The sequence below is a fragment of the bacterium genome (assembly GCA_035307765.1).
Classification (GTDB): domain Bacteria; phylum Sysuimicrobiota; class Sysuimicrobiia; order Sysuimicrobiales; family Segetimicrobiaceae; genus Segetimicrobium.
The window spans coordinates 215,283-240,513 of sequence record DATGHU010000044.1; the positions used below are offsets into that span (position 1 = coordinate 215,283).

Annotated in this window: 24 protein-coding genes and 1 pseudogene; 10 read left to right on the plus strand and 15 right to left on the minus strand. The window is 69.5% G+C overall.

Features of this window, described 5'->3' with window-relative positions:
• Window positions 1-148 precede the first annotated feature (148 nt).
• The 4 genes from VKV57_15715 to VKV57_15730 all read left to right on the plus strand — a co-directional run bounded on the left by VKV57_15715 (window position 149) and on the right by VKV57_15730 (window position 3,623).
• Window positions 149-610, plus strand: coding sequence for a zinc-binding dehydrogenase (locus VKV57_15715; protein HLW61351.1), 462 nt, complete (start codon window positions 149-151; stop codon window positions 608-610).
• Complete coding sequence (locus tag VKV57_15720; protein ID HLW61352.1) at window positions 597-1,901, plus strand: MFS transporter; 1,305 nt, start codon at window positions 597-599, stop codon at window positions 1,899-1,901. The genes VKV57_15715 and VKV57_15720 overlap by 14 nt, the downstream gene beginning before the upstream one ends.
• Before the next feature lie 80 nt (window positions 1,902-1,981).
• Window positions 1,982-3,238: a copper resistance protein CopC gene (locus VKV57_15725; GenBank protein HLW61353.1), complete on the plus strand. Its 1,257-nt coding sequence runs from the start codon at window positions 1,982-1,984 to the stop codon at window positions 3,236-3,238.
• A gap of 235 nt (window positions 3,239-3,473) precedes the next feature.
• Window positions 3,474-3,623 carry a hypothetical protein gene (locus VKV57_15730; GenBank protein HLW61354.1) on the plus strand — a complete coding sequence of 50 codons (150 nt, stop codon included), beginning with the start codon at window positions 3,474-3,476 and terminating at the stop codon, window positions 3,621-3,623.
• Window positions 3,624-3,764: 141 nt separating this feature from the next.
• Here the strand turns inward: VKV57_15730 and VKV57_15735 are convergent, their stop codons facing one another.
• The 5 genes from VKV57_15735 to VKV57_15755 all read right to left on the minus strand — a co-directional run bounded on the left by VKV57_15735 (window position 3,765) and on the right by VKV57_15755 (window position 10,114).
• The gene (locus tag VKV57_15735) at window positions 3,765-4,448 is read right to left on the minus strand and encodes a methyltransferase domain-containing protein (protein HLW61355.1); all 684 of its coding nucleotides are present in this window, start codon (window positions 4,446-4,448) and stop codon (window positions 3,765-3,767) included.
• 14 nt (window positions 4,449-4,462) lie between these two features.
• On the minus strand, window positions 4,463-5,851 hold the full coding sequence (locus tag VKV57_15740) for a M20/M25/M40 family metallo-hydrolase (protein ID HLW61356.1): 1,389 nt from the start codon (window positions 5,849-5,851) through the stop codon (window positions 4,463-4,465).
• A gap of 147 nt (window positions 5,852-5,998) precedes the next feature.
• The gene (locus VKV57_15745) at window positions 5,999-6,394 is read right to left on the minus strand and encodes a hypothetical protein (protein ID HLW61357.1); all 396 of its coding nucleotides are present in this window, start codon (window positions 6,392-6,394) and stop codon (window positions 5,999-6,001) included.
• A gap of 339 nt (window positions 6,395-6,733) precedes the next feature.
• Window positions 6,734-9,037 (minus strand): xanthine dehydrogenase family protein molybdopterin-binding subunit, encoded by a 2,304-nt coding sequence (locus tag VKV57_15750; protein ID HLW61358.1) that lies wholly within the window; start codon window positions 9,035-9,037, stop codon window positions 6,734-6,736.
• A gap of 12 nt (window positions 9,038-9,049) precedes the next feature.
• Window positions 9,050-10,114 (minus strand): quinone-dependent dihydroorotate dehydrogenase, encoded by a 1,065-nt coding sequence (locus VKV57_15755; protein ID HLW61359.1) that lies wholly within the window; start codon window positions 10,112-10,114, stop codon window positions 9,050-9,052.
• Between the two features lie 147 nt (window positions 10,115-10,261).
• On the opposite strand from VKV57_15755, the gene allB reads away from it, so the two are divergent.
• The 5 genes and pseudogenes from allB to VKV57_15780 all read left to right on the plus strand — a co-directional run bounded on the left by allB (window position 10,262) and on the right by VKV57_15780 (window position 13,114).
• Window positions 10,262-11,626, plus strand: a complete 1,365-nt coding sequence (gene allB / locus VKV57_15760; GenBank protein ID HLW61360.1) for an allantoinase AllB — start codon at window positions 10,262-10,264, stop codon at window positions 11,624-11,626.
• Window positions 11,627-11,733: 107 nt separating this feature from the next.
• Window positions 11,734-11,865 (plus strand): annotated as a pseudogene (locus tag VKV57_15765) (PrpF domain-containing protein).
• A 64-nt stretch (window positions 11,866-11,929) separates the two neighbouring features.
• Entirely contained in the window at window positions 11,930-12,073 is a 144-nt protein-coding gene (locus tag VKV57_15770) for a hypothetical protein (protein HLW61361.1), read from the plus strand.
• A 67-nt stretch (window positions 12,074-12,140) separates the two neighbouring features.
• Complete coding sequence (locus VKV57_15775) at window positions 12,141-12,485, plus strand: cupin domain-containing protein (GenBank protein HLW61362.1); 345 nt, start codon at window positions 12,141-12,143, stop codon at window positions 12,483-12,485.
• A 41-nt stretch (window positions 12,486-12,526) separates the two neighbouring features.
• Window positions 12,527-13,114 carry an O-methyltransferase gene (locus VKV57_15780; GenBank protein HLW61363.1) on the plus strand — a complete coding sequence of 196 codons (588 nt, stop codon included), beginning with the start codon at window positions 12,527-12,529 and terminating at the stop codon, window positions 13,112-13,114.
• 18 nt (window positions 13,115-13,132) lie between these two features.
• Here VKV57_15780 and VKV57_15785 read toward each other — a convergent pair whose 3' ends face one another.
• Together VKV57_15785 and VKV57_15790 are read right to left on the minus strand one after the other, a co-directional pair.
• On the minus strand, window positions 13,133-13,987 hold the full coding sequence (locus VKV57_15785; protein HLW61364.1) for a M24 family metallopeptidase: 855 nt from the start codon (window positions 13,985-13,987) through the stop codon (window positions 13,133-13,135).
• Complete coding sequence (locus VKV57_15790) at window positions 13,924-14,850, minus strand: ABC transporter substrate-binding protein (protein ID HLW61365.1); 927 nt, start codon at window positions 14,848-14,850, stop codon at window positions 13,924-13,926. The genes VKV57_15785 and VKV57_15790 overlap by 64 nt, the downstream gene beginning before the upstream one ends.
• Before the next feature lie 470 nt (window positions 14,851-15,320).
• On the opposite strand from VKV57_15790, the gene VKV57_15795 reads away from it, so the two are divergent.
• A complete protein-coding gene (locus VKV57_15795; GenBank protein HLW61366.1) occupies window positions 15,321-16,388 on the plus strand; it encodes a hypothetical protein in 1,068 nt (355 codons plus the stop codon).
• A 62-nt stretch (window positions 16,389-16,450) separates the two neighbouring features.
• Here the strand turns inward: VKV57_15795 and VKV57_15800 are convergent, their stop codons facing one another.
• The 8 genes from VKV57_15800 to galT all read right to left on the minus strand — a co-directional run bounded on the left by VKV57_15800 (window position 16,451) and on the right by galT (window position 25,139).
• Window positions 16,451-17,440 carry an amidohydrolase family protein gene (locus tag VKV57_15800; protein ID HLW61367.1) on the minus strand — a complete coding sequence of 330 codons (990 nt, stop codon included), beginning with the start codon at window positions 17,438-17,440 and terminating at the stop codon, window positions 16,451-16,453.
• On the minus strand, window positions 17,437-18,318 hold the full coding sequence (locus tag VKV57_15805; protein HLW61368.1) for an NAD(P)-dependent oxidoreductase: 882 nt from the start codon (window positions 18,316-18,318) through the stop codon (window positions 17,437-17,439). The genes VKV57_15800 and VKV57_15805 overlap by 4 nt, the downstream gene beginning before the upstream one ends.
• 23 nt (window positions 18,319-18,341) lie before the next feature.
• Window positions 18,342-19,622: an amidohydrolase family protein gene (locus VKV57_15810; GenBank protein HLW61369.1), complete on the minus strand. Its 1,281-nt coding sequence runs from the start codon at window positions 19,620-19,622 to the stop codon at window positions 18,342-18,344.
• A 38-nt stretch (window positions 19,623-19,660) separates the two neighbouring features.
• A complete protein-coding gene (locus VKV57_15815; GenBank protein HLW61370.1) occupies window positions 19,661-20,422 on the minus strand; it encodes a creatininase family protein in 762 nt (253 codons plus the stop codon).
• A gap of 50 nt (window positions 20,423-20,472) precedes the next feature.
• Window positions 20,473-21,351 carry a nickel transporter permease gene (gene nikC / locus VKV57_15820; GenBank protein HLW61371.1) on the minus strand — a complete coding sequence of 293 codons (879 nt, stop codon included), beginning with the start codon at window positions 21,349-21,351 and terminating at the stop codon, window positions 20,473-20,475.
• On the minus strand, window positions 21,344-22,267 hold the full coding sequence (locus tag VKV57_15825; protein ID HLW61372.1) for an ABC transporter permease: 924 nt from the start codon (window positions 22,265-22,267) through the stop codon (window positions 21,344-21,346). The genes nikC and VKV57_15825 overlap by 8 nt, the downstream gene beginning before the upstream one ends.
• 57 nt (window positions 22,268-22,324) lie before the next feature.
• Window positions 22,325-23,923 (minus strand): ABC transporter substrate-binding protein, encoded by a 1,599-nt coding sequence (locus tag VKV57_15830; GenBank protein ID HLW61373.1) that lies wholly within the window; start codon window positions 23,921-23,923, stop codon window positions 22,325-22,327.
• 184 nt (window positions 23,924-24,107) lie between these two features.
• Window positions 24,108-25,139: a galactose-1-phosphate uridylyltransferase gene (gene galT, locus VKV57_15835; protein ID HLW61374.1), complete on the minus strand. Its 1,032-nt coding sequence runs from the start codon at window positions 25,137-25,139 to the stop codon at window positions 24,108-24,110.
• Window positions 25,140-25,231: the final 92 nt, after the last annotated feature.

Sequence of the window (25,231 nt, forward strand, 5' to 3'; positions counted from 1 at the left end):
TCCGACCATACCCGGCCGGCTGGTGCTGCGGTCCGTCGCGCCGCCTTCCCCCGCTCCCGTCTGAGGCGGTCGTCCGAGTGGCGGCCGTGTCGCTCAACCGCGGAGAGGTCCGCGGGGCGATGTCGGCCCAGGCGGGCAGCCGCCCGGGGTGGGATCTGGCCGGCACGGTCGAACGGGCGGCGGCGGACGGTTCGGGCCCGCGGCAGGGCGCGCGCGTCGTGGGAATGCCGCGTCGTCGGCATCGGAGTTCGCCCCGTACCATCTTGTGGTCGAGTCGGTCGGAGGCCGCACCCTGGGCAACGTCATGGCGATGCGCGCCTCGGGGGGCACCTGTGTCGTGTTCGGCGCTTCCTCCGGCCCCGAGGCGACGTTTCACGTCGGCCGCTTTTTCGGCACCGGCGCCGTGACGTTGTACGGGCTGGTCCTCTTCAACGAACTGCGGCGCGAGCCGGCGTCGATCGGGTTGGCGAGGCTGCTGCGGCTGGTATCCGGCGGCCGCCTGCGGCCGCACATCGATGTGGAGGCGCCGTGGACGGAGATCGCGGAGATCGCCGGGCGGCTGGTGGACCGTCGCTATCCAGGGAAGGCGGTGCTGCATGTCGGGAGTTGATCGGCTGCTTCGGGGCCGCCTCCACTACGGCTGGATCGTGGCCGGGGTCACCTTCCTCACGCTGCTGACGGCCGCGGGGATCCGCTCGACGCCGGGCGTGCTGATCATCCCGCTGGAGAAAGAGTTCGGATGGACGCGCACCACGGTCTCGCTGGCGGTCTCGATCAACCTCCTGCTGTACGGGCTGTTCGGTCCGTTTGCGGCCGCGCTCATGGACCGGCTCGGCGTGCGCCGTGTGATGCTGGCGTCGCTGGCGCTGGTCGCCACAGGGGTCGGCCTCACCACTTTCATGCACACCCCCTTGCAGCTCATCCTGCTCTGGGGCGTGGTGGTGGGGCTCGGCACCGGTACCATGGCGCTGGTGCTCGGCGCCTATATCGCGACCCGCTGGTTTGCGGAGCGGCGAGGGATCGTGATGGGCGTGCTCACCGCCAGCGTCGCCACCGGCCAACTCCTGTTCCTCCCCTCGCTCGCCTCGATCGTCGTCGTGCACGGATGGCGCTGGGCGGTGCTGGGCGTTTCCGGTGCGGCGCTCGTGATGATCCCGCTGGTCTTTGTGCTCATGCGCGACGACCCGGCGGATGTCGGTCTGCAGCCGTACGGCGCGGGCGCCGACCACGTTGCGGCGCCGGCGCGCTCGAGCGTCAACCCGGCGACCGCGGCACTGGCGGGGCTGTCCCGCGGCGCGCGCTCCCGAGACTTCTGGCTGCTCAGCGGGAGTTTCTTCATCTGCGGCGCCAGCACCAACGGCCTGATCGGCACCCACCTCATCCCGGCGTCGATGGAGCACGGGATTCCGGAGGTGACCGCCGCCACGCTTCTGGCGACGATGGGGGTGTTTGATCTGATCGGGACCCTCGCCTCCGGTTGGCTGTCGGACCGCGTGGACAACCGGTACCTCCTCTGCTGGTACTACGGGCTGCGGGGGCTCTCGCTGCTCTTCCTCCCATATGCGCTCGGGACGCAGTTTCTGGGCCTTGCGGCGTTCGCCGTCTTCTACGGTCTCGACTGGGTCGCCACCGTGCCGCCGACCGTCCGGCTGACCGCCGACATCTTCGGGAAGCGGAACGTGGGCGTGGTTTTTGGGTGGATCAGCGCCGGCCACCAACTCGGAGCCGCCACCGCCGCCTTCGGCGCGGGCGCCGCGCGCGTTTGGCTGGGGAGCTATCAGGTGGCGTTCATGACATCGGGGCTGCTGTGCCTGATCGCCTCCGGCCTGGTGATCCGCATCGGGGCGTCGAGGGGCGGGGTGAGCCAGGTGAGTCCCGCGGAGGTCGGGGCGTCGATCTAGCCTGTCCCGCCGGACGCCGCCGTCTCCTCGCCGCCGCCGGGGCGGCGCTCGTCTGGATCGCCGTGCGCGCACCCGCGGCGATGGCGCACGCGACCCTCGTCGGGTCCGATCCGCCCGACCTCTGCTCGCCGGTGGCGGTGCCCCGATCGTTGCCGGGCGACCCCCGATGCGCGACCGGGGTGGTCCTGCCCGGAGTCCCCTCCGCCGTGCGCCTCACCTTCAACGAACCGGTGGAACTCGTGGGACGGGGTGTCCGGGTCCTCGCGCCGACCGGCCGGCGCGTCGACCGGGGGCCGGCGCGCGCCTCCGGGTCGGTCGTCACCATGCCCCTCGATCCCGCGGGGGCGGGGACGTATGTGGTCGTGTGGCGGGTGATCGCCCGGGACACGCACCCTTCGCAGGGCATCTTCGCCTTCAGCGTTGGCCGCCCCAGCGTCCCCGCAGGCGGCGCGGTGACGGCGGCATCCCAAGGGGCGGGGTCGATCTCCGGGCTCATCCTGCAAGTGGCGGCCCGCGCGCTCCACCTCATCGGGTACGCGCTGAGTTTCGGCGTGCTGGCGTTCCGCCAGACCGTCCTGCGGTCGCTGGGGCTCGCCGCCGGGGCGGACGTGAACCGGCGGATCTGGCGGCTCGTCGGGATCGGCGTGCTCGCCCTGCTCATCGCGGAGCCGCTCGCGCTCGTGGCGCAGACCTCGAGCCTGGGGGCGGGGACTCGCGGGCCGCTTGACCCGGAGGCGATTGGCGACGTCCTGGACTCGAGCTTCGGCCGAGTGCTGGCCCAGCGCCTAGGCGCCGCCCTGCTCCTCTGGGTGCTCGTCGGCGCGACCGGGACCGGGCCCGATCGCGCGGTGGGCGCCGCCCTGTTGCTCGGGGTGGCGGTGGCGTGCATTGACGGGCAGGCGGCCCACGCCGCCGGCGCGCGGCCGGAGTGGCTCGGCCTCGGGCTCAACACCCTGCACGTGGCGGCGATGGGCGCATGGGTCGGGGGGGTGGTCGGGCTGCTCGGGGTGTGGCGAATCGGATCGCTCGCGGCCCGGCGCCGGCAGATCGCGGTCCGGACGGGGCGCGTGGCGATCGCGTCCCTCGCCGTGCTGGCCGGCACCGGAACGGGGATGGCGGCCCAGCACCTCGCCGGCATCTCCAGTCTGTTCAACACGACGTACGGGAGGGCGCTCGCCGCGAAACTCGGAGTGCTGCTCGTGGCGGCCGCGCTGGCGTGGGCTGCCACGCACGCGCCGGAGGATCGGCGGCGCGCGTGGTGGGTGCGCGAGGCGGCGGCGCTGCTGGCTGTCCTGGCCCTTGCCGGGCTGCTCGCTTCGCTGCCGCCGCCGGTCTAGCGGGGTGGCGTGCAGGGTCCGCGGAATGCCGCGTGGGGTGCGTGTACTTCGAACGGCCGAGCCCGCCGGTCTGCTGGATGCTCTTCGAGACGTGGCCCGGGTGCGTGCGTTACCGGTGCGATCGCGTCGGGCCGCCCCGGATGTTTGTCGACCCCGCGGGCGGGGAAAAATAAGAGTGCGGTACCGCGCAATTTCTTCGAGTCAATCGGAGTGTTTCCGTTAGGAGGTGATGTAGATGCCGTTTTGGCTGACGTGGTTCTTCACCGGATTGTTCGTCGCGGGTGGGGCGGCGGCCGGCGCGCACTCCGCCGCAATGAACACGGCGGACACGAACCAAACGCCGTACTACACACAGAACTTCCAACAGGGAAGTCAAGCCAAATAGTCGGGACAGGGCAGGAGGGTGAAGCGGGGCCGGGTGAGGTTGACCCGGCCCCGCGTTATCTGTCCGGTTCACTCCCGCATTTCTCGGCGAGGCTTCCCGACGCGCAGCGGTGCCCGCGCTTTCGAGAAGAGCTGCGGGCGGTCACGCCCCCGGGGCGGGACGTTTCCGATACGCGGCCCGAAAGCGCCGGACCGCCGACGCCCCCGATGTGTCGATGTAATCGTCGAAACCCGTTTCGGTGAGCTCGTGCCGTCCGAACAGATCGACCTCGGCCCGGGTCAGCGGCCAGGGGAAGCCGCCGGGATCGTCCTCGGTGTTCCGGGCCCGGCAGATCACGAGCAGCGTTCCTCCAGGGGCGACGAACCCGGCGACGCGCTCGACCGCCTGCGGCCGGACGCCCGGGGGGAGCGCCTGCAGCGTGTACGCCTCCAGCACGAAGTCAAACACCGCCTGCCAGTCGGGCGGAGGCGCGAGGAGGTCGGCGTTGACGTACCGTACCGGCGACCCCGGGAACCGCGTCCGGCACCACGCGATCGCCGCCGCCGAGACATCGAACGCCACCACCTCGAAGCCGGCCCCGGCCAGCGCCTCCGCGTCATCGCCCAATCCACAGCCGACGACCAGCGCCCGCTGCCCCGTTCCCTCGAGCGCAGCGCGCGACATCCACTCCACCAGGTTCGGGTTCGGCCGCATGTCGGCCCACGGGATGCGGTCCGGCCGTCCCGCCGCCCCGGCGTACAGGAGGTCGAACCATCCCGTCGCGTCGCCGCGCGCCCACGCCTCGTCCGCGAGGCGCCGCGCCCGCTGACGGATCGTTTCCCCCACCGGCCGGACCCCCGCTAGGCCTCCCGCCGACCGAGCTCGCCCCGGGCGTGGGCATCGGCCAGCGTTTGGAAGACCTGAGCGCTCGTGTGGATCCCGTCGTTGAAGCGTTCCAGACTGATGTTCTCGTTGGGGCTGTGGTTGTTCTCGTCGGCGTTGGCGTAGGGCACGCCGATGTGATCGACGCCGAGGACATCGGGCCAGACGGCGTTCGGCAGGCTCCCTCCGCCGGAGAGGACGATGTAGGGGGCGACCCCGCGGACGGCTTTGATCGCCCGGGCGATCACGCCGACCGCCGGATGGTCGGGGGCCGTGCGGCTGGCCTCCATCGTGCCGAACCCCCGGGCCTGCACCTGCACCCGCGGATCGATCCTGCCGACGTGGGCCTTGACCTTCTCGAAGATCTCCTGCGTCTTTTGATCGACGACGAGGCGAATGTCGATCCGGCACTCCGCCCGAGACGGGATGATGGTCTTGGAGCCCGGCCCGACGTACCCGCTGATGAACCCGTTGATGTTGAAGTACGGCTGCAGCATGATCCGCTTCCAGTAGGTGGGACCGTCGATCTCGAGCGTGGGAAGGCCCATCGTCGCTGCGAATGCCTTGGCGTCGAAATCCATGGTCGCCAGGAGGCGCTCCTCCACCGGCCCGATGGGCCGCACGTGGTCGTAGAACCCGTCGATCAGCACGCGCCCCGTCCGATCCACCATGGTCGACAACAGGTGGATCAGCATCCAGACCGGGTTGGGGGCCACGCCGCCTTTGTTCCCGGAGTGATTGTCCCGATCCGCTCCCTGGGCGACGAGGGTGATGCCCAGGATCCCCCGGTTTCCCAAGGAGACCGCGGGCGCACCAGACGGGTGCAGGCCGCCGTCGGAGACATAGACGAGGTCGGCCGCCAGCTTCGTGCGGTGTTCGCGCACGAAAGTGCCGAGGCTTCGCGACCCCGACTCCTCCTCGCCCTCGAAGACGAATTTGAGATTGATCGGCGGCATCCCCGCCGCCGCCGCCCACGCCTTGGCGGCCAGCACGTGGCAGAGCAGCTGTCCTTTGTTGTCCCCCGTCCCCCGACCGTAGAGTCGGCCGTCGCGCACGGTGGGCTCGAACGGCGGCGACTGCCACAACTCCAGCGGCTCCGGGGGCTGCACGTCATAGTGGCCGTAGAGCAGGAGGGTAGGCTGCTTGGGATCCACCAAGATCTCCCCGTACACGACCGGTTGCGTGGGGGTGTCGATGATCTCCGAGCGGATGCCGAGCCGGCGCGTCAGGTCCGCGAGGTACCGGGAGCACTCCTTGACGCCCGTGTCTTGGGCGCTGATGCTCGGCTGGCGGATGAGGCCTTTCAGGATCTCGAGGGATTCCTCCCGGTGCTCGTCGATGTAGCGGTGCACGCGCTCGATGGACATCCAAATCCTCCTCGGGGAACCGCTCCGTTAAGAGTGCGCCGAGGGCGGACGATTTCCTGTCGCGCGGCCCCGCCACCGCGAAGGCGCTGATCGCCCAGGACGGGCGGGGGCCCGGGGGAGCAAAGCGCCGGGTGAGCGGAGGTGCGCCTAAGCGGTCGGGAGCGAGGCGGCTTGAACCTTTTGGCTCTCGGTCTTGATGGTGCGCACGCCCTTCCGGGAATCGCTGTAGCTTCGGATCGACTGGACCCCGAAATACAGGGTCGCCAGCACGAGGACGAAGAGCGCCCAGACGAGCGCGAACATTCGGTTGCCCAACTGCGCGGTCAGGAGCGAGATGAGAAACGCCATCGAGGCGCCGAACGTGATCCCAAAGAAGACCAGGTGGAACGCGTACCCGGTGGACGCGTGTCCGATCTGATCCAACTCCCGCTCGCTGACGCTGAACATCTCGATGACCCGGGGGATGGGGACGATCGTGACGTGTTCGGTCGCAGAGCCGGGCTCCAATCCCAGCGGGGAATCGATCCGGACATCCATGGTCATCGGCGTTCTCCTCGCAGGCGATAGATTGCGGTCCCGGGAGACTCCGGAAGCGTCATTTGCTCTATGCCCCCCTGCCCGTGGGGCTAGACCCCCGGCTTTGGGGGCGAGCGGGCTCGGTGCGGCGATCGATCGTTCGTCACCGGTGCGCCGCGGGACAGACGGCGGCGACCGCGATGCGCCAGGGCTTTCCTGGTCTGTCCTCAGGGTGGGGCAGGGAAGATGCAGGGGCGCGGGGCGACACGTGAGGCGCTGGTGCCTCCACGGGCCAGACCGCCCGCCGGGAGTCGGGCGCGATCCCCCGCGTGCCGAGCCCGGGTCGCGGCGGAGCTCAGACGGTCCTCAGCCTCCCCGTACTGCCCGCCACAGCTTTTCCGCGGTGAACGGCAAATCAAGGGTCTCGACGCCGAGCGGCGCGAGCGCGTCCATCACCGCGTTGGCGAGCGCGGGCGGCGCCCCGACCGTGCCGGCCTCACCCACCCCCTTGGCTCCAAGCGGGTTGTAGGGCGAGAGCGTCTCCGTGAACTCGGCGGTCACGTCGGGCGCGTGGATGGCGTGGAGGAGCGCGTAGTCGGAGAACGTGCCGGTGAGCAGCTGCCCCCCTTCGTCGTAGACGATCTCTTCGGCGAGCGCCTGGCCGAGCCCCTGGACGATCGCTCCGATCACCTGGCCTTCCGCGAGGAGGGGGTTGATGATCCGGCCCGCATCGTCCACCGCCGCAAATTTGAGAATTCGGACACCACCGGTCTCCCGATCGATCTCGATGACGGCGGCGTACGCGCCGAAGGGATAGACCATGTCCGGGAGCGAGAACGTCCCCGACGCCTCGAGCCCCGGTTCGAGGCCGGCCGGCAGCCGCGCCGGCTGGTGCGCGGCGGCGGCGACCTCCCGAAAGGTCAGCGCACGGGACGGAGCCCCCTGGACGAAGATCCGGTCCCCGTCCCACCGAAGATCCGCTTCCGCCGCCTCGAGGATGTGCGCGGCGATCTTCCGCATCTTGGCCTTGATCTTCTCAAGTTCCCCGAAGAGGGCGGATCCTCCGCATGCCACGGAGCGGCTGCCGAACGTGCCGACGCCCTTGGGCATCAGCGCGGTGTCTCCCTGCTGAAGGGTGATGGCCTCCATCGGCACCTGAAGCATCTCGGCGGCGATCTGCCCGAACGTCGTCTCGTGTCCCTGCCCGTGCGCGGTCGATCCGGTGCGGAGGGTCACCCGCCCGTCGGGTGCCACCGACACGGCCGCGCTCTCCCAGAGCTGGCCGCCCGCCGGCTCGATGTAGACGGCGACCCCGATGCCGACGAGCCGGCCGTCCGCCACCGCCTGCCGCTGCGCCTTCCGCTGCCGCTCGTACTCGACCAGCGCGCACGCCTTCTCCAGCGCCGGCGCGTAATTCCCGGAGTCGTACACGGATCCCAGCGCCGAGCGGTAGGGGAAACGGTCGCGGCCGATGAGATTCCGGTGGCGCACCGCGACGGGGTCGAGGCCCAATTCCTGCGCGACGCGGTCCACCATCCGCTCGATCATGTACGCCGCCTCGGGGCGGCCGGCGCCCCGGTAAGGAGCGGTGGGGACCTTGTTCGTGGCGACCCCGACGACCTCCACGCGGGCCGCCGGGATGTCGTACGCGCCGGTGAGGAGCTCGGCCGTTCTCGACGGCGGGGTGGAGGTCGATGGGTAGAGATAGGCTCCGATGTCGGAGGTGAGCTTCGCCCGCAACCCCGTGATCCGTCCGTCCGCCTCCACGGCCACCTCGACCTCCGCATCGAGCCCGCGCGCCTGCGGCGAAGAGGCGAAGTTTTCGTGGCGCGCCTCGATCCACTTGACCGGCTTCCGTGTGTCGATCGCGAGCAGGGCGGCGACGACGACCTCGGGCGCGAGATTGCCCTTGCTCCCGAAGGCCCCACCCACGTCCGGCACGACGACCCGGATGCGGTCCTCGGGGCGGCCGAGCACGCGGCTCATCTGGGCGCGCGGCCGGTACGGTTCCTGCGCGGACACCCACAGCGTGAGGAGATCGGCGCCGTGATCGTAGACGACGACCGCCCCGCGCGGCTCCATGGGGGCGGCGGCGATCCGCGGGATATGGAATCTCTCGCGGACCACGCGCGCCGCCGCCCGAAACGCCGCGTCGACATCCCCGCTGCCGCGGGTCATGCGGATCAGGACGTTGTCCGGCACCGTTTCGTGAAGGACCACCGCGCCGCTGAGGCCCGCCGCCACATCGGCGACGACGGGGAGGGGATCGTAGTCGATCTCCACCAGCCGCGCCGCGTCGATCGCCGCGGCGCGGCTCTCCGCGAGGATCCCTGCCACCGCCTCCCCGGCATACCGGACCGTCCCCGCGGCCAGGACGGGATGGGGGATCTGTGCGATCTCGGCATCCTTGAGCGGGTTCACCGGCATGGGATGGATCCGGCCGACGAGATCCTGCGCGGTCATCACCGCCATGACCCCGGGCGCGCGGCGCGCGGCGTCCGCCTCCACGGCCCGCAGGCGGGCGTGCCCGTGCGTGCTGCGCACGATGACCAGGTGCGCCATGCCGGGCAGCGTCATGTCGCCGACGTACGTCGCCCGGCCCCGGAGGAACCGGAGGTCCTCCCGACGCTTCAGAGGGCGGCCGATCCATTGCGTCGCCGGGCTGCTCATCGACGCCGCGCCTTACCGGTTGTCGATCCCGACCGCCTGCTCCACCGTGGAGAGACCGTCGCGGGCGAGGAGGGCTCGGAGCCCGGCACTGATCCGGCGTGGGGTGGCGGGGCCCCCGTAGACGAACCCGGTGTACAACTCCACAAGCGTCGCCCCCGCCTTGATCTTCTCATAGGCATCCTCCGGGGTGAAAATTCCGCCCACCCCGATGATCGGCAGGCGGCCGCGCGACAGCCGCCACAGCGTGCGGATCGTCTGCGTGGCGAGCCCGCGCAGCGGCCTCCCGCTCACGCCCCCCGCCTCGTCCTTCGACGCGCCGCGGAGCGCGTCCCGCCGAATCGTCGTGTTCGTGGCCACCAACCCGTGCGCCCGGCCGTCCATCGCCGCGACCACCTCTTCCAGTTCGGCCTCGGTGAGATCCGGGGAGACTTTGACGAAGAGGGGTTTCTCCCCGAGCGCGCGGTTGCGCTCCGCCAGGCGGTCGAGGAGCGGGACGATCGCCTCGCGCATCTGGAGGTTGCGCAGACCCGGGGTGTTGGGAGAGGAGAGGTTCGCCACCAGGAAATCCGCGTATGGATGCAGGCGCTCCATCGACAATGCGTAGTCCTCGGGTGCGGATTCGTTGGCGACGATCTTCGATCTTCCGATGTTCGCGGCGAGGGGGATCGGATAGCGCCTCCGGCGCAGGGCGGCGAGCCGGCGCGCCACGACTTCCACCCCCGGGGAGTTGAATCCCAGCCGGTTGATCAGCGCGGTGTCGTCCGGCAGGCGGAACACGCGCGGGCGCGCGTTGCCGGGTTGCGGGTGCGCCGTCACCGTGCCGATCTCGGCGAACCCGAACCCGAGGGCCGGCCACGCCCAGAGCGCCCGCGCCGCCTTGTCGAACCCGCCGGCGAGCCCGACGGGGTTCGGGAACCGGATCCCGCCCACGGTGATCGCCAGCTCGGGCCCGCCCGCGGGGCCGCGCAGGCGCGACCACCACGGGCCCGCGGCGGCGAGCAGCGAGAGGATCATCTCGTGGCTCGACTCGGGATCGACCCCAAAGAGGAGAGGCCGGATCACCGTGCGGTATATCATAGGACGGCTCCCTGTCGGCGGGCTGCGGATCCCCGCATGCACCGCGACCCATTATACTCGACGGCGCGCAGGGCGATCGGGGCGAGGGGAGGGCGGCGCAGAGGCGGACGTCCCCCGTCGGCGGGGAAGCCCGCGGGGGGTGATGGGATGACCGTCGATCTGATCGTGAAGAACGGCACGATCGTCACCCCGCTGTCGGCCCAGCGGGGGCACGTCCTCGTCACGGACGGCAAAGTGCTCGGCGTGACGATGGGGAACGTTCTTCCCGAGGCACGCCAGGTCATCGACGCCACCGGCCTCCACGTGCTCCCCGGCCTGATCGACCCCCACGTCCACTTCCGGGTGCCGGGGCTCGACTACAAGGAGGACTTCGACACCGGCTCGCAGGCGGCCGCGGCCGGCGGGATCACGACGGTCATCGACATGCCGAACGTGATCCCCCCGACCGCGACCGTGGAAGGCTTTCAGGCCAAGGTGGCCTGCGTGCGCGGCCGGGCCTACGTGGATTACGGGATCTACGCCGTGATCCTCGAGGGCCACGCAGACCAGATCCTCCCGCTGGCCGATGCGGGGGTGGTCGGGTACAAGATCTTCCTCGGAGAAACGGTGGGAAACATTCCCGCCCCTCAGGACGGCGAGATCATTGACGCCTGGCGCATCATGGCCCAGACTGGGCTGCGCTGCGGGGTCCACGCCGAGGACAACGGCATCATCCTCTACCTCAGGAAGAAGCTCCAAGCCCAGGGTCGCCGCGATCCGCTCGCCCACCTGGAGTCCCGGCCCCCGGTCGCCGAAGCCGAGGCGATCTCCCGGGCCATCCTGTTCGCCCGGGAGGTGGGGAGCAAGCTGATGATCCACCACATGAGCTGCGCCGAGGGGGTCGACCTCGTCCGGCGCGGCAAGAACAGCGGCGTGGACGTGGTGGGGGAGACCTGCCCCCACTACCTGTTGATGGAAGGCGAGGACATGGTGCGGATGGGCCTGGGGGCGCTGCTGAAGATGAACCCACCGGTCCGCTCCCGCCCCCACGGCGAGGCGCTGTGGCGGGGCGTGTTGGACGGAACGATCGAGGTGATCGGGACCGACCACTCCCCCCACACCCCCGAGGAAAAGATGGCCGACGCGCCGATGGGGGACATCTGGAAAGCCGCGGCGGGCTTGGCCGGAGTGGAGACGAGTGTCCCCTTGATGCTCACTCAGGTCAACGCCGGCCGGATCAGCCTCAGCCAGTACGTCCGGGCGCAGGCCGAGGGCCCCGCCCGGGCCTGGGGGCTCTGGCCGCGCAAGGGCCACCTCGGCCGCGGCGCGGACGGGGACCTGACGATCGTCGACCTGGCGCGGGAAGGGACGATCGACAAGGACACGCTGCACAGCAAGAGCAAGGTGACCCCGTTCCACGGCTTCCGCGTCAAGGGGATGCCGGTCTATACGATCGTCCGCGGCACCGTCGTCATGAAGCACGGGGAGATTTGCGGGAACCCCATCGGGCAACTGCTGCGCCCCGCGGGGTAGCGGTGCGGCCCCGGGATCGCCGGAGCGGCCCCGATCACGTATACTGGAATTGGAGCGGTAGCGCGTGGGTGGGCCCCGAGGCCCCGACGCGGAGGGAGCGAAGCCGGATGCAGCGTCGCGTTCGGGCCGTCGTGATGAGGGGCGGCACGAGCCGGCCGGTGTTCTTTCACCAGGCCGACCTGCCCGAGGATCCCGAGACCCGTGACCGGGTCATCCTCTCGATCTTCGGCGTCGGCGACCCCTACGGCCGACTAGATCGAGGGGCTGAGCGGGGCGACCTCCGTCACCAACAAGACCGCGATCATCGGTCGGGCCTCGGTTCCCGACGCCGATGTGGACTGCACCTTCGGCCAGGTCAGCATCACGCCCCCGTTCATCGATTACGGCAGCAACCGCGGGACACCTCCGCCGCCGTCGGCCCGTTCGCGATCGAGGAAGGGGCGTTGATTCCGCCCTCGGTCTGGCCGCAGACCGTCCTCCGTGCGGCCGCCGCCCCCCGCGGCCGGTGACGCCCATGGCCGAGCCGGGGATCCGTCAGATCCAGGTGGGAGCGGGGCGGGAGAGCGGCCCCGGCATCCGAGTGTGGACCGTTTCCGGCGAACGGGTGACGGTCAACTACGTGGAGCTGCAGCCGGGGGCGGTGACGAAGGTCGATCACCACTCGAACGAACAGATCAACTACGTCTTGGAGGGCCGGATCGAAGTCCGGCTCGGGCCCGACGGCGGGATCTGCCAGTCGCTGGAGCGGGGCGCCACCGTCATCGTCCCGCCACACGTCGAGCATCAGTTCCGGGCTCTCGGCGGCGCGGCGGCCATGCTGGGGATCATCAGCCCGGCCAGGATCCCCCAGTCCGCCTGATCACCGCGCGGCCGCGGTCGTCGCCTTGGAAGGAGGCGGTGATGGAGGATGATGCGGCGGTGCGCGCGCTGCTGGATGAGCTGGCCGAGGCGGGGCGCGAGAACGATGCGCGGGAGACCGAGCGGGCCCGGCGGTTTCTCAACGTCGCCCCGGAGACCGGCCAACTGCTCGCGATCCTGATCCGGGCCACCGGCGCGCAACGCATCCTCGAGATCGGCACGTCCAACGGGTACTCTACGATCTGGTTGGGGTGGGCGGCGCGCGAGACCGGGGGCCACGTGACCACGATTGAACGCGCCGCGGACAAGGTGGCGATGGCAAAGGCGAATCTCGCGCGTGCCGGCCTCTCCGAGCGGGTGACGATTCAGCACGGGCCGGCGCTCGACGTGCTGATGACACTGCCCGGCCCATTCGACCTCGTGTTTCTCGATGCCGATCGGCCGAACTACCTCGCCTACCTCGACCTGCTGGTTCCCCGAGTGCGGCGCGGGGGATTGCTCGTCACGGACAACGTGCGCTCGCACGCGCACGAGCTGGGAGACTTCCTCCGCCGGCTGCGGGCTGATCCCGGACTCGAGACCGTCACCGTGGAAACGGGGAACGGGCAGGAAGTGACGTACAAGCGCTGACGGCCGACGGCCCTGCCGCTACCCTCCGGCCACCAGCAGGTCGAGCGGCAGCCGGCCGGCCAGCCGTTCGTGGCCGGTGTCGGTGATGATGAAGGTGTGCCCGAAGAAGAGCCCGAGCAGGCCGTCGGCGGTGATGGGGTTGGGCTCCAGCATCAGCGTTATCCCCGGCTTGATGACTCGGTCCTCCGGGTCGGCGTGGACGGCTTCGACCGAGACATCGGGGGCGTGGCTGACCAGGTCCAGGCTGTGGAGGATGGTCGGCCGCGACTGGTATCCCTTTTGCCGGAAGAACGCGGCCTTCTCCCGCACCGCCTCGAATGGAGCGCCGGGCCGCAGTTCCGCGGCGAGGAGGGTAAACCCCGGGAGCACCACCTCGTCGAACATGCGCCGCACCCGATCCGTCGGCGTCCCCACGCAGATCGGCACCCCCACCTGGGCCGTGTAGCCCTCGTAGCCTGCCGCCAACTCGCTGAGGATCAGATCTCCCCGCTGCAGGCGCCGCGCCGAGGGGCGCGGGTTGCCGAAGACCATGCGGGGACGGTCCATGGGCGTGGAGCCGATGATCAGAAAATCGATCTCCCCTCCGCCCCCGAGGATCGCGTGGGCCGCCGCCGCCTTCACCTCATACTCCGGCACCCCGGGGCGGGCGGCCTCGACCATCGCCAGGGTCGCCGCCGCGCAGAGGTCGCCGGCCCGGCGGACCCGCTCGAGTTCGGCCGGGCTCTTCGTGACGAGGAACTCGTGGAAGAAGTCACCGACCGGCTCCACCCGCGCTTCCGGCAGAGCCTCGGTCAGCGTGCGGTGCTGGTTCACCGGCATGTAATCCCCGTACCGCGGGTCGATGACCGTGAGGCCGATCCGTCCCGCTTCCATGTGCAGCTCCCGGATCCGCTCCACCAGCAGCTCGGCAAACTGGCCGCGGCCGGCCGGGCGCACATCGCGGACGGCGACCGCGCGCCGGGTCGCCTCGATGTGGGTGCCCCCCGCTTGCGGTGCCCCGCGTCGTATTCGTCCAGATTCTCGACCCAGCAGAACACGGCGAAATGGTAGGCGAGAGCCGCTCGATAGTGCGCCTCCCCGGCGGTCATCGGCCGGTCCTCTCGCGCGGCCTCCGCGGCCAGCCCCTCGTGCCGGTTCCCCAGGGCCATCCACGCGCCGTACCACTCGGGCCACGCCTGCAGGGGGTCGACCGTTCCCCGGTAGTCATGGAACACCGCCGTGTCGGTCTGCCCGGAGACCAGCGCGGCGACGCGTCCCGCGGTGGTGGTGGGGACCACCGTCACGTCCTCCACCTTGAGCCCCGCCGCGGCCAGGGCGGCCCGGTTCATGCGGTCGATGAACCCCCCGGGGGGGCTGCTGAGGCCCACTTTCTTGCCCTTGAGATCCTTGATCGTCTTGATCGAGTCGCGGGCGATCATCATCACCGGCAGCTTCGCCGCGGTGTCGTAAAAGCCCACCAAGGGCACGCCGTTGCCGTAGGCTTCCTCGCAGTTGATGTAGCCGATGTTCACGCCGCCGGCGATCGCGGCGGTGAGCCCCCGGGTGGACCCTTCGAAGTCCTTGACGTCGAGGTCGATCCCGAACTTGTCCATGTACCCCAGTTGCTTGGCGAGCTCCACCGGGGTGTGGACGACGTTGGGCGGCGCGACCGGCATGGAGAAGATGATCTTGCGCTTCTGGGGCTGCGAGGACGCCGGCACGAGGACCCCGGAGAGGAGCGCGGCCCCCAGGAGCACCGACAATAGGATGGCGACGCCGGACGCATCGTGTTCTCCCTCCTCCGCTCAGTGGGTGATGCCATATCGAACGGGGACGTCGCGCCGGTACTCGCACCCGCCCCCGACACCGCCCGCGCACTCGACGTCTGGTTGAGGGATGGATCGAAACTCCTCCCGAGCGGGAGCGGCTCCCTGCCGCCGCTCCGCCCGGCGGGCACAAAATCGGGGACCGCCACCCTCGATCACCGCGCAGCCCTCGATCGAGCCGCGGGCCAGCGGGCAAACCCTCCGCCCCGGGGATTTGTCGCTCGAGCGCCCGGTCCCCTTTCGCCGCCCGCCCGCGAACCCCTGTGCCAGCGTGGCGGGGCGGTTTCTCCCCGGAGGCCCGCGCGAGGGTTCGGGAAAGTCGGTGTAGAACGGGGGCAACCGGGCGGCCCCGGCGCCGCCTCGGTTGCTTGAAAGACAGCAGATCGTTTGAGGAGGTCGATATGGTGTCGCTTCGGCGTCTTCACGCCCTCCGTTCCCTGGGCTTCATCTTTGCGGGGCTGATCGGGTTACTGCTGTTGACGCTGCCGGTGATCGCCGCCGATATGGCGCTTCCACTCCCGCACGTGGACATCCCGCCGATCGCGGGGAAGACCGGGTCCTTCGACATCATCGACATCGATCAGGCGGGCCATCTTCTGTATTTGGGCGATCGGACAACGAAGGGGGTGGACATCTTCGACATCTCGTCGCCCTCCGCCCGCTACCTGCAGACCGTGCCCACCGGTCCCGCCAACGGGGTGCAGGTGGCCAAGAACGTGAACAAGGTGTTTGCCGGGACCAACGACAGCAGCGTCGCCATCATCGATGTCAACCCCGCCTCTCCCACGCGCAACACCGTGATCGCCAAGCTGAGCACCGGCGGCAAGAAGCGGACCGACGAGATGGACTACGATCCCAGGGAGAAGAAGCTGTACGCGGCCAACAGCGACGACGGGATCGTCAGCGTCATCGATGCGGTGAAGGACACGATCATCAAGCAGTTCAAGGATCTGGGCCCCGGGTTGGAGCAACCCCGCTACAATCCGGGCGACGGGATGATGTACATGACCAGTTCCGAACAGAACGCCGTCTTTCAGTTCGATCCGGCGAAGGACGTGATGGTCAAGAAGTATGATGTCGGGGTCGCCTGCGACCCGAATGGCCTGGCGATCAATCCGGCCACGAACCAGGGGCTGCTGGGATGCTCGAACAAGAAGACCCCGATGGCCATTCTGTGGGACCTGAAAACCCACACCGCGGTGTCGACCTATACCCAAGTGGGCGCCGGCGACATGGCCTTCTACTATCCCAAGGAGAACCTGTACCTCTTCGCCGCCTCCAATTTCCCCGCGGGGCCCGCCCTCGCGGTGTTTGGCGGATCGCCCGTGCATTGGATCGGCAACATCCCGACGGCGGCGGGCAGCCACGCGCTGGGCTTCGACGAGACCAACCACGTCATCTATACGCTGGACCAGCGACCGAACAGCGCCGGGCTGATGGCCTTCTGGCTGCCCGAGCTCCCCAAGTAGCGCGCCGTCAGGGGCACGCCCTTGCCGGGCCGGCCGGTGTTTCTCGGCCGGCCCCGGACGTTTTAGCCGCCGAGCAGCCTCGCGGCGTTGCCGCCGAGGATCTTCGCTTCGTCCTCGGGCGGGAGGCGGAGCGCCCGCACCACCTCGGTCGGACGCTCCACGCCCATGTCAAACGGATAGTCCGAGCCGAGGAGCACGTGGTCGGCGCCTGCGTAGTCGACCAGCGTGCGCAGGACGTCCGGATCGTGGGTCACCGTGTCGAAGTAGAAGCGCTTGAGCGACGCCTCCGGCGATTCCTTGAGGGTGGCGCGCGCCTGCGGGTGAAATGTGTGCGCATGGCGGAGCCGCCCCCGCAGGCCCAGGATCGCGCCGCCGCCGTGAGCGAGCAGGATCCGCAGGCAGGGATGCGCCTCCAGTACCCCCGCCATGATCAGATGGGCGGCGGCGATCGTCGTCTCGAAGGGGTTGCCGACGGTGTTCGAGAGGTAGTACTCCTCGAACACCGCCAGGTCGAACCCTCTGGTGGTGGGGTGAATGAAGACCAGGGCGCCCAGCGCCTCCGCGGCCTCCCAGAACGGCCGGAACCGATCGTCCCCCAGGTACACCCCGCGCACACTGGCGCTGACCTCCACCCCGGGCAACCGGAGGGTTCTGACCGCGTGCTCGAGCTCCCGCACGGCCACGCCGGGGTCCTGGAGGGGTACCGTGCCGAGGGCGTCGACCCGGTGGGGGCGCGCCTCGACGAGTCTGGCCAGCGCTTCGTTCTGGATCCGGCCCGCCCGATGGGCGTCGGCGGTGGGGAGATGATACCCGAGGAGCGGGACCCAGGGGCAGAGCACGACCCGCTCGACGCCGGCGGCGGAGAGATGCTCGAGCACCGCGTCCACCCGCACGAACTCGTTCACCACGGACCGAACGACCCGGCCGCCGAGTTCGATGTCCTGTCGGCCATCCACCCGGGCCACCCGCGGCCGCCAGGGATCGGGGTGCGCGGCGTCCCAGGTGATCTCGGGGACGATGATGTGGACGTGCGCGTCGATGGCGCCGCTCATCGTGGCAGGTCACTGAGGCGCGCCAGGGCCTCGCACACCGCGGCGAAGTCCTTGTGCGCGAGCCCCAGTCCCCTGGCCGCCGTCAGGAACTCGTTGGCGACGGCGGTCGTGGGCAGCGGGACGTTGAGCGCCCGGCCCATCTCCAGCGCGAGCAGCATGTCTTTCTGCATCATATTCACGGTAAACAGCACCTCGTCGGGGTCGCGAAGGACGAACGGCCCGCGGTAGCGGATCATCGGCGAGGCGATGGCGCTGTTCAAAAGGACCTCCGCCGCGAGGGAACGGGGGATGCCGCCCTTCTCCGCCAGCAGGATCCCCTCGCTGAAGGCGAGCATCTGCACGGCCAGGTTCAAATTGGTCGCCACTTTCATCAGCGCCCCATGGCCGTTGACGCCGACGTAGGTGACCTTGGGGCCGATGTCCAGCAGGATCGGGGTGACCGCCTCGCAGGTCGCCTTGTCCCCGCCGACCATGAACGACAGCTTCCCCTCCCGCAGGGTGACCACGCTCCCCGAGACGGGCGCGTCGAGCATCCGCGCCCCTCGTTCGGCCACCCGGGTCGCCAGGTCCCGGCTCGCCGCCGGACTGACGGTGCTCATGTCGATGTAGACTCGGCCCTGCCCGAGCCCGGCCAGAATGCCGTCGGGTCCATCCGTCACCGCCGCGAGCGCTCGGGTATCTGAAACCATCGTGAAGATCACGTCCGCGGATTCGGCGACCGCCCGCGGCGTGTCCCGCCACTGCATCCCGGCATCGATCAAGGGCTGGGCCTTGAAGCGGGTCCGGTTGTAGCCGACCACCGTGCGACCCGCCTTCAGCAGCCGCGCGACCATGCCGGCGCCCATGGATCCCAACCCCACGAATCCCAATGTGCGCATGCGGGGCCCTCCGCTTTCCGCCGTCATCGCCCCGCGACCGCTCCCTGGGTGCCGGGGCCGCCGTGCACGATCGAACCGGCGAGCATCACCATCTCCGGGCGCCGCAGGACGGTGAGATCCGCCAGCGGGTCCCCGGCGACCGAGATGATATCCGCCGCGAGCCCCACCCGAAGCGTGCCGGTCTCGGCGGCGATCCCCATCGCGTCCGCCGCAGCCGAGGTGGCCGCGGCGATCGCCTCACCCGCCGCGGCCCCCGCTTCGCACAGGAGTTCCATCTCCGCGACCAGCCCGTCAAACGGCGTGAAACGCCATCCGGCATCCGTGCCGGCGATGAGGCGCACGCCGGCGGCCCGGAGGCGTCCGGCCTGATCCAGGTTGTTCTGCAGCATGCGCCGCCACCGCTCGAGCGTCGCCTGCTCCTCAGGCGTTCGGCGGTCCTTGGCCGACAACGCCTCGATGACGTAGTGCCCGACGCTGAGGGTCGTGGTCACCGGCGTCCCCGCCCGGGCGATGGCGTCCGCCACCTCAGGCTCGAACTTCTGGCGGCCCTCCGGGTCGATCAGGAAGTTGGCGTGCTCGATCTGGTCCGCACCCGCGTCCAACGTCTGCCGGGTGGCGGCGCCGCACAGCGAGTGCACCCCCACCCGCCGTCCGAGCCGGTGGGCCTCCTCGACGGCCGCCCGCAGTTCTTCGGCCGTGTACGACGGCCGCCACGACATCGTGCCGACCGTCCCGCCCCCCGTGGCCATGATCTTGATGTAGTCGACCCCCGACTTGACGAGCCCGCGGACCGCGGCGCGCATCCCCTCGATGCCGTCCGCTTCGCCTCCAAAGTACCAGCAGTGCCCGCCGGTGATCGTGATCGGGCGGCCGCAGAGATGCAGGCGGGGACCGACGACCCCTCCGAGGTGCTGGGCGCGCCTCAGGTCGAGGGTGGTCTCCCGCATCCCGCCGCAGTCGCGGAGGGTGGTGATGCCGGCGGCGAGCGCGCGCCGGGCGTTCTCCGCCGCGGCGATCGCGAGCACCCCCTGGGGCTCCCGCACGGTGGTCTCAAACGGGGTGCCGTCCCCGGGGAGGACCAGGTGGACGTGCGCATCGATCAAGCCGGGGAGGAGCGTTTGGCCCCGAAGATCCAACACGTCGGCGTCGGGGGGCCAGCGGGATCCGGCGCCTCCCCCCGGGACGATCTCGCAGATCCGGCCGTCGCGGACGACGATCGTGGGATCCGCGACCGGCGGCGTTCCGGTGCCGTCGATCAGCCGGGATGCGCGCAGCACCGTCCATCCCGAACGTGCCGGTAACACCGACCCTCCTCCTTTGTCCCCTGCGGCGGGACCGGTGATCAACCCGCCAGGATCCCGGCTTCGATCATCTGCGCCACGCGCTCGATCCGCTCCTGAAACATCTTCTCTCCGAGCGCGGCGGTCGATCCGCGGGCGTCGCCGAGGATTCCGGTCGGACTCATCGTGTCCATCGGGGGCGGCACCTTGGAGCGCCAGCGGATCGACGCATCGCCGACGAACCCCTCGCACGCCTTGTCCATCTGCACGAGGTCGGGGCGATGGGCGAGCATCAGGGACGTTTCCCCCTGCGCGGCGTGGACGCCGAGGCGGGTCATGTCCAGGCCTTCCCGGGCGGCGAACTTCTTGGTGTTCTCGAGCCACTCGTCGAAGTCGGTGATCGTCGAGATCCGGATCCCGCGGTGCTCGTCGCGCAAGCGTGCCAGGACGTTCCGGATCGCGCGATAGTTTCCCCCATGGCTGCAGAGCAGCACAATCTCTCGGAAGCCGTGGCGGGCGAGGGACCGGCAGACGTCGGCGATGACCGCTTCCAAGGTGGTCTCTTCGATGCTCACCGTCCCCGCCATCGGCAGGTGTCCCGCCGAGTAGCCGAGGGTGACCACCGGGGCGACCAGCGCGTCCCCCAACCGGCGGGCGAGGCGGATGCCGGTCGCGTAGCCGAGGTAGGTGTCGGTGCCGATCGGCAGGTGGGGCCCGTGCTGCTCCATCGCGGCGAGCATCACGATGACGCGGTGCTTGCCCGAAGCGATGGCATCCTTGACTTCGGGCCAGGTCATCTCTTCGATCAGGACCGTATCCGGCATCGGGTTCCTCCTTGATCTCTCGCCGCTCCGCCAGCGGGGAAGGCGAACCGCTAGATGCGGAGCCTCGGATCGAGCACGTCGCGCAGGCCGTCCCCCAGCATGTTGACGCCCAGCACCGTCAGCATGATCGCGATCCCGGGAAACGTCGAAATCCACCACGCATCGCGAAGGTAGTCCCGCCCTTCGCTCAGCATGCGACCCCACTCCGGGGTCGGCGGCTGGCTCCCCAGCCCGATGAACGAGAGCGCGGCCGCCGCCAGGATCGCGCTCCCCATCCCGAGCGTCGCCGCGACGATGATCGGCGCGACGATGTTGGGGAGGATGTGCCGGACGAGGATGGTCGGGATCGGGACGCCGACCACCCGGGCAGCCTCCACGTACAGCTGTTCTTTGGCGACGAGGACCGATCCTCGCACCAGGCGTGCGTAATACGGGACGCCCGAGATCCCCACGGCGATCATCAGGTTCCGGAGGCTGGGGCCCAGGACGCTGACGATGGCGAGCGCGAGCAGGATGCCCGGGAACGCCAGCATGACGTCGATGATTCGCATCAGGATCCCGTCCACCTCGCGCCCGTAGAACCCGGCCACAAGCCCCACGGCCGTTCCGGCGGTTGCGGCGATCCCCACCGAGATGAACCCGATGGTCAGAGAGATGCTGGACCCGTGGATGACCCGGCTGTAGACGTCCCGGCCGTATTGATCGGTGCCCATCCAGTGTGTCGTGTCGGGCCCGCGGAGCGCCGCGGTGATGTTGATCCTGGTGGGGCTGTTCGGCGCAAGCGTGTCCTGTCCGAGCGCGATCAGGAAGAGGGCGATCACGATGCACAGCCCGACCATCGCCCCCTTGTGGCGGCGGACGCGCGGAAGCATGCGGGCCCACGAGGAGCGCGGGGCGCGGGTCGCGACCGGGATGACCAGCTCAGCCATACCGGATCCGCGGATCGACCGCGGCGTAGATGACGTCCACGGCGAGGTTGATCATCACGTACCCGACCGCGACGAAGAGCACGACGCCCTGAACGAGCGGGAAATCCTTGTTCAGGATCGCGTTCACCAGGAGCTGGCCGATCCCGGGCCGGCCGAAGACGGTTTCGATGATCACCGTCCCGGCCAAGAGGCTGCCGAACTGCAGCCCGAAGATCGTAATGATCGGGATCAGCGCGTTTTTCAGGCCGTGCCGCAGCACCACCCCGAGGTTCGCCAACCCTTTCGCCCGGGCGGTGGTCATGTACTCCATCCGCAACACCTCGAGCATGCTCGAGCGGGTGAGACGGGCGATGATCGCCGCCGCCCCCATCCCGAGCGCGAGCGCCGGCAGCGGCAGATGATCGAGCCCCCCCCCGCCGGCCGCCGGCAGCCATCCCAGGTGGAGGGAGAAGATGAAGATCAGCAGCAGGCCGAGCCAGAACGAGGGCATCGAGATCCCCACCAGGGCCACCATCATCGAGGCCAGGTCGATCCAGGAATTCTGGCGGACCGCGGCGATGATCCCGAGCGAGATCCCGAGGCCGCTGCTGAACGCGAGCGCGGCCACCGCGAGTTGCACCGTCGAGGGGAGGACCTCCAGGATCTCCCCGGTCACGGGACGCCGGTCGCGGATCGACTCTCCCAGGTCACCGTGGACGGCGTTCAAGACGAACCGGCCGTACTGGATGGCGAACGGATCGTTCAGGTGGAGCTGGGCGCGCATTCTCGCGATCTGCTCGGGGTTGGTCTGGAATTCGCTGAGCATCATCTTGACGGGGTCACCCGGAATGAGGAACAACATCGAGAACACGGCAAGGGACACCCCGAAGACGACCGGAAGAGTGACAAGCAGCCTCGCGGAGATATATCGGGTCACGGCCCGCCCCTGAGCACGACGGGGCCGGGGCCGGTGCGCCGGCCCCGGCCCGGGTGGCTACTTCGCGATGTACACGTCGCTCAGCACGGGGTAGGCGGAGTAGTCGTACGTGGTGCCTTTGACGTTGCCCCGCAGCACCCACACCGAGTACTCGTCCACCAGGGGGACGGTGACCGCCTGATCGACCAGGATCTTCTCGATCCGCGCGTAGATCGCCCGCCGCTTGGCGGGATCGAACTCCGCCGTGCCCGCGCTGATCAGCTTATCGACCTCAGGGTTCGAGTAGCACGCCCAGTTGAAGTTGCCGTGCACGTTGGCCGAATCGAACAGCGCGTACAACCCGTCCCAGTCGACGGCCCGCAGGAACATCACCGGTCCGTTGGTGGCGCAGTGGTAGTTGTCCTCGTACCACGGCGGCCTGGCCTGGCTCTTGATCCTGGCGTCGACCCCGAGCTGCAGGAGCTGGCCCTGCAGCAGCTCGATCTCCGGGAGGTTGCCGCCGCCGTAGTTGATCGAGTTGATGCTGAGCGTGAGGGGCTTCCCGTCCTTCATCCGGATGTTGTTGGGCCCCATCTTCCAGCCGGCCTCGTCCAGGAGCTGCGCGGCTTTCTGCGGATTGTACGGGTACTCCGCGCACAGCGCGGGGGTGGCCAGCATCGCCTGGGTCAACGGGGCGCAGGCCGGCTTGCCCAGGCCCTTGTACACGGACTCCACGAACGCCGCGCGGCTGATCCCGTACTCCAGCGCCTGGCGGACCTTGAGGTCGTTGGTCGGCGCCAGCGTGACGTTGAGGAGCCAGATGCGCGGCGCGCCCGGATAGGGGCTGCGCTCTACCCGCAGGGCCTTGTCGCCCTCCAGCCGCGCCAGCACCGCGGCCGGGGTGTTCAGCGCGCTGATCATCTGCGTCTCCCCGGATTGGATCGTGGTCACCCGTGTCCCCGGCTCGGGGATGATCTTGAACACGATCTTGTCCAGGTACGTCGGTCCCTGGTGGGTGCTCCAGGGTTCTTTGCGGTTGAAGTCCGGATTGCGGGCGATCGTGATGTGATCTTTCTGCGCATACTCGGTGACGAGGAAGGGGCCGCTGCCCACGGGCTTCTGGTTGACGGCGTCCCCCTGGGTGGGCGTCGTCTTCGGCGAGACCAGCGCCAGCGGGCCGCCCGCGGCGTAGGAAAGGAACGGCGCGTAGGCATCCTTGAAGCTCACCTGAACGGTGTAGTCGTCGATGACTTTGGAGCCCGCGTAGCCGGTCAGGTTGGCGAGCGCCCCGCCGGCCTTGAAGTGGGGATCGACGATCCGATCGAAGTTCCACTTCACCGCCGCGGCGTTGAGCGGGGCCCCGTCGCTGAATTTGGCGTCTTTGCGGAGGGTAAAGGTGAACGACTTCCCGTCCGGGGACACCTTGTAGGCGGTGGCCAGCCAGGGCACGATCTTGCCGTCCAAGCCCTGGTACAAGAGATTCTCCAGGACGCTCGAGGTGATCTGGTAGGTGACCGCGGACGGAGAAGCCTGCGGGTCGATCGTCGGGGGCTCCTGGTCGAGCCCGACCGTCAGCGTCCCGCCGCTCGGCGGCGCGGCCCCGACGCCGGTGCCGGCAGCCGCGAGGACGAGGACGACCACTCCCACGCCCCACCAGGTGTGTGGCCACGTTCGCATCCCAACATCCCTCCCCTGTATGCGAGACGTACGCACCGGCGGATCCTGTGACGCTGCTGGGTAACGGAGGCGAGTGTAGGGTGCGGTCGCGGTGCCGCGACCGGGCGCTCCGGTGCGGGGTCAGCCGACCCCGATGGAATGATTCGGCGGAAACCTCCGGGCCCCTTGGTGGGTGCGGAGGCCGTCAGCCGGCGCGGGCGGGGTGGCCGGGGGCGGGGAAGATCACCTCGCGCAGATACCGGGCCGCGTCCTCCGGGGGGACCGTATTAATGTAGAACCCCGACCCCCATTCGAACCCGGCGACCTGCGACAGGCGCGGGATGATTTCGATGTGCCAGTGGTAGAAGTGGGCCACCTTCGCGTCGTAGGGCGCGGTGTGGATGATGAAGTTGTACGGCGGGTTGCTGAGGCAGTGGTAGAGCCGCCCCAGCGTGTCGTGCATGGCTTCCGCCAGCGCGGGGATCTGCGCTTCGGTCAGGCTGCCGAAGGCGGCCTCGTGCCGTTTGGGCATCAGCCAGCACTCGAACGGGCACCACGCGGCGAACGGGGCGAAGGCGACGAACTCGCCGTTTTCCCAGACCACCCGGGTCTGTGTCGCCGCCTCCTGGCCGAGGAGGTCGCAGTAGACGCAGCGGCCCTCCCGGGCGAAGTAGGCCTGTGCGCCTTCGAGTTCCTCCGTCGCCCGCTTCGGCACGATCGGCAGCGCGATCAGCTGGGTGTGCGGATGGCTGAGGGACGCACCGGCGGAACGACCGTGATTGCGGAACAGCAGCAGGTATTTGAAGCGCTCGTCCCGATCCAGATCGCGGTACCGTTCGCGATACATCCAGATCGCCGACGCCAGCTGCGCCGGGGTCATCGTCGCCGGATGGAGGGCGTGATGAGGGGTCTCGATGATGACCTCGTGCGCCCCCACGCCGCCCATCGTCTCAAAGATTCCGTCAATCGTCGCGGCGGTCGAGCCTTCGATCCGCAGAGCCGGGAATTTGTTTGGGACGACCCGCACCTCCCACCCCGGCGAGTTGGCGAGGGTGCCGGGGCGCCGCACCGCCGCGATCTCCGGCGGCGTCTTGGCCTCCTGCCCCTCGCAGAACGGGCAGGAGGCGGAATGGTTGGGTGTCGTCTCCTGCTGCGGGAAGTCCGTCGGACGCGCCGCGCGTTCGGTGGCGATGATGACCCAGCGTCGAGTGATCGGGTCTTTGCGGAGCTCAGGCACTGCGCACATCCTTTCGTCAGCTATTGGTGCACGAAGCGGCAGAGTCTCAGACCTGTTTCGCAGCGATCGACCCCCTCACCATTCTGCTCGAG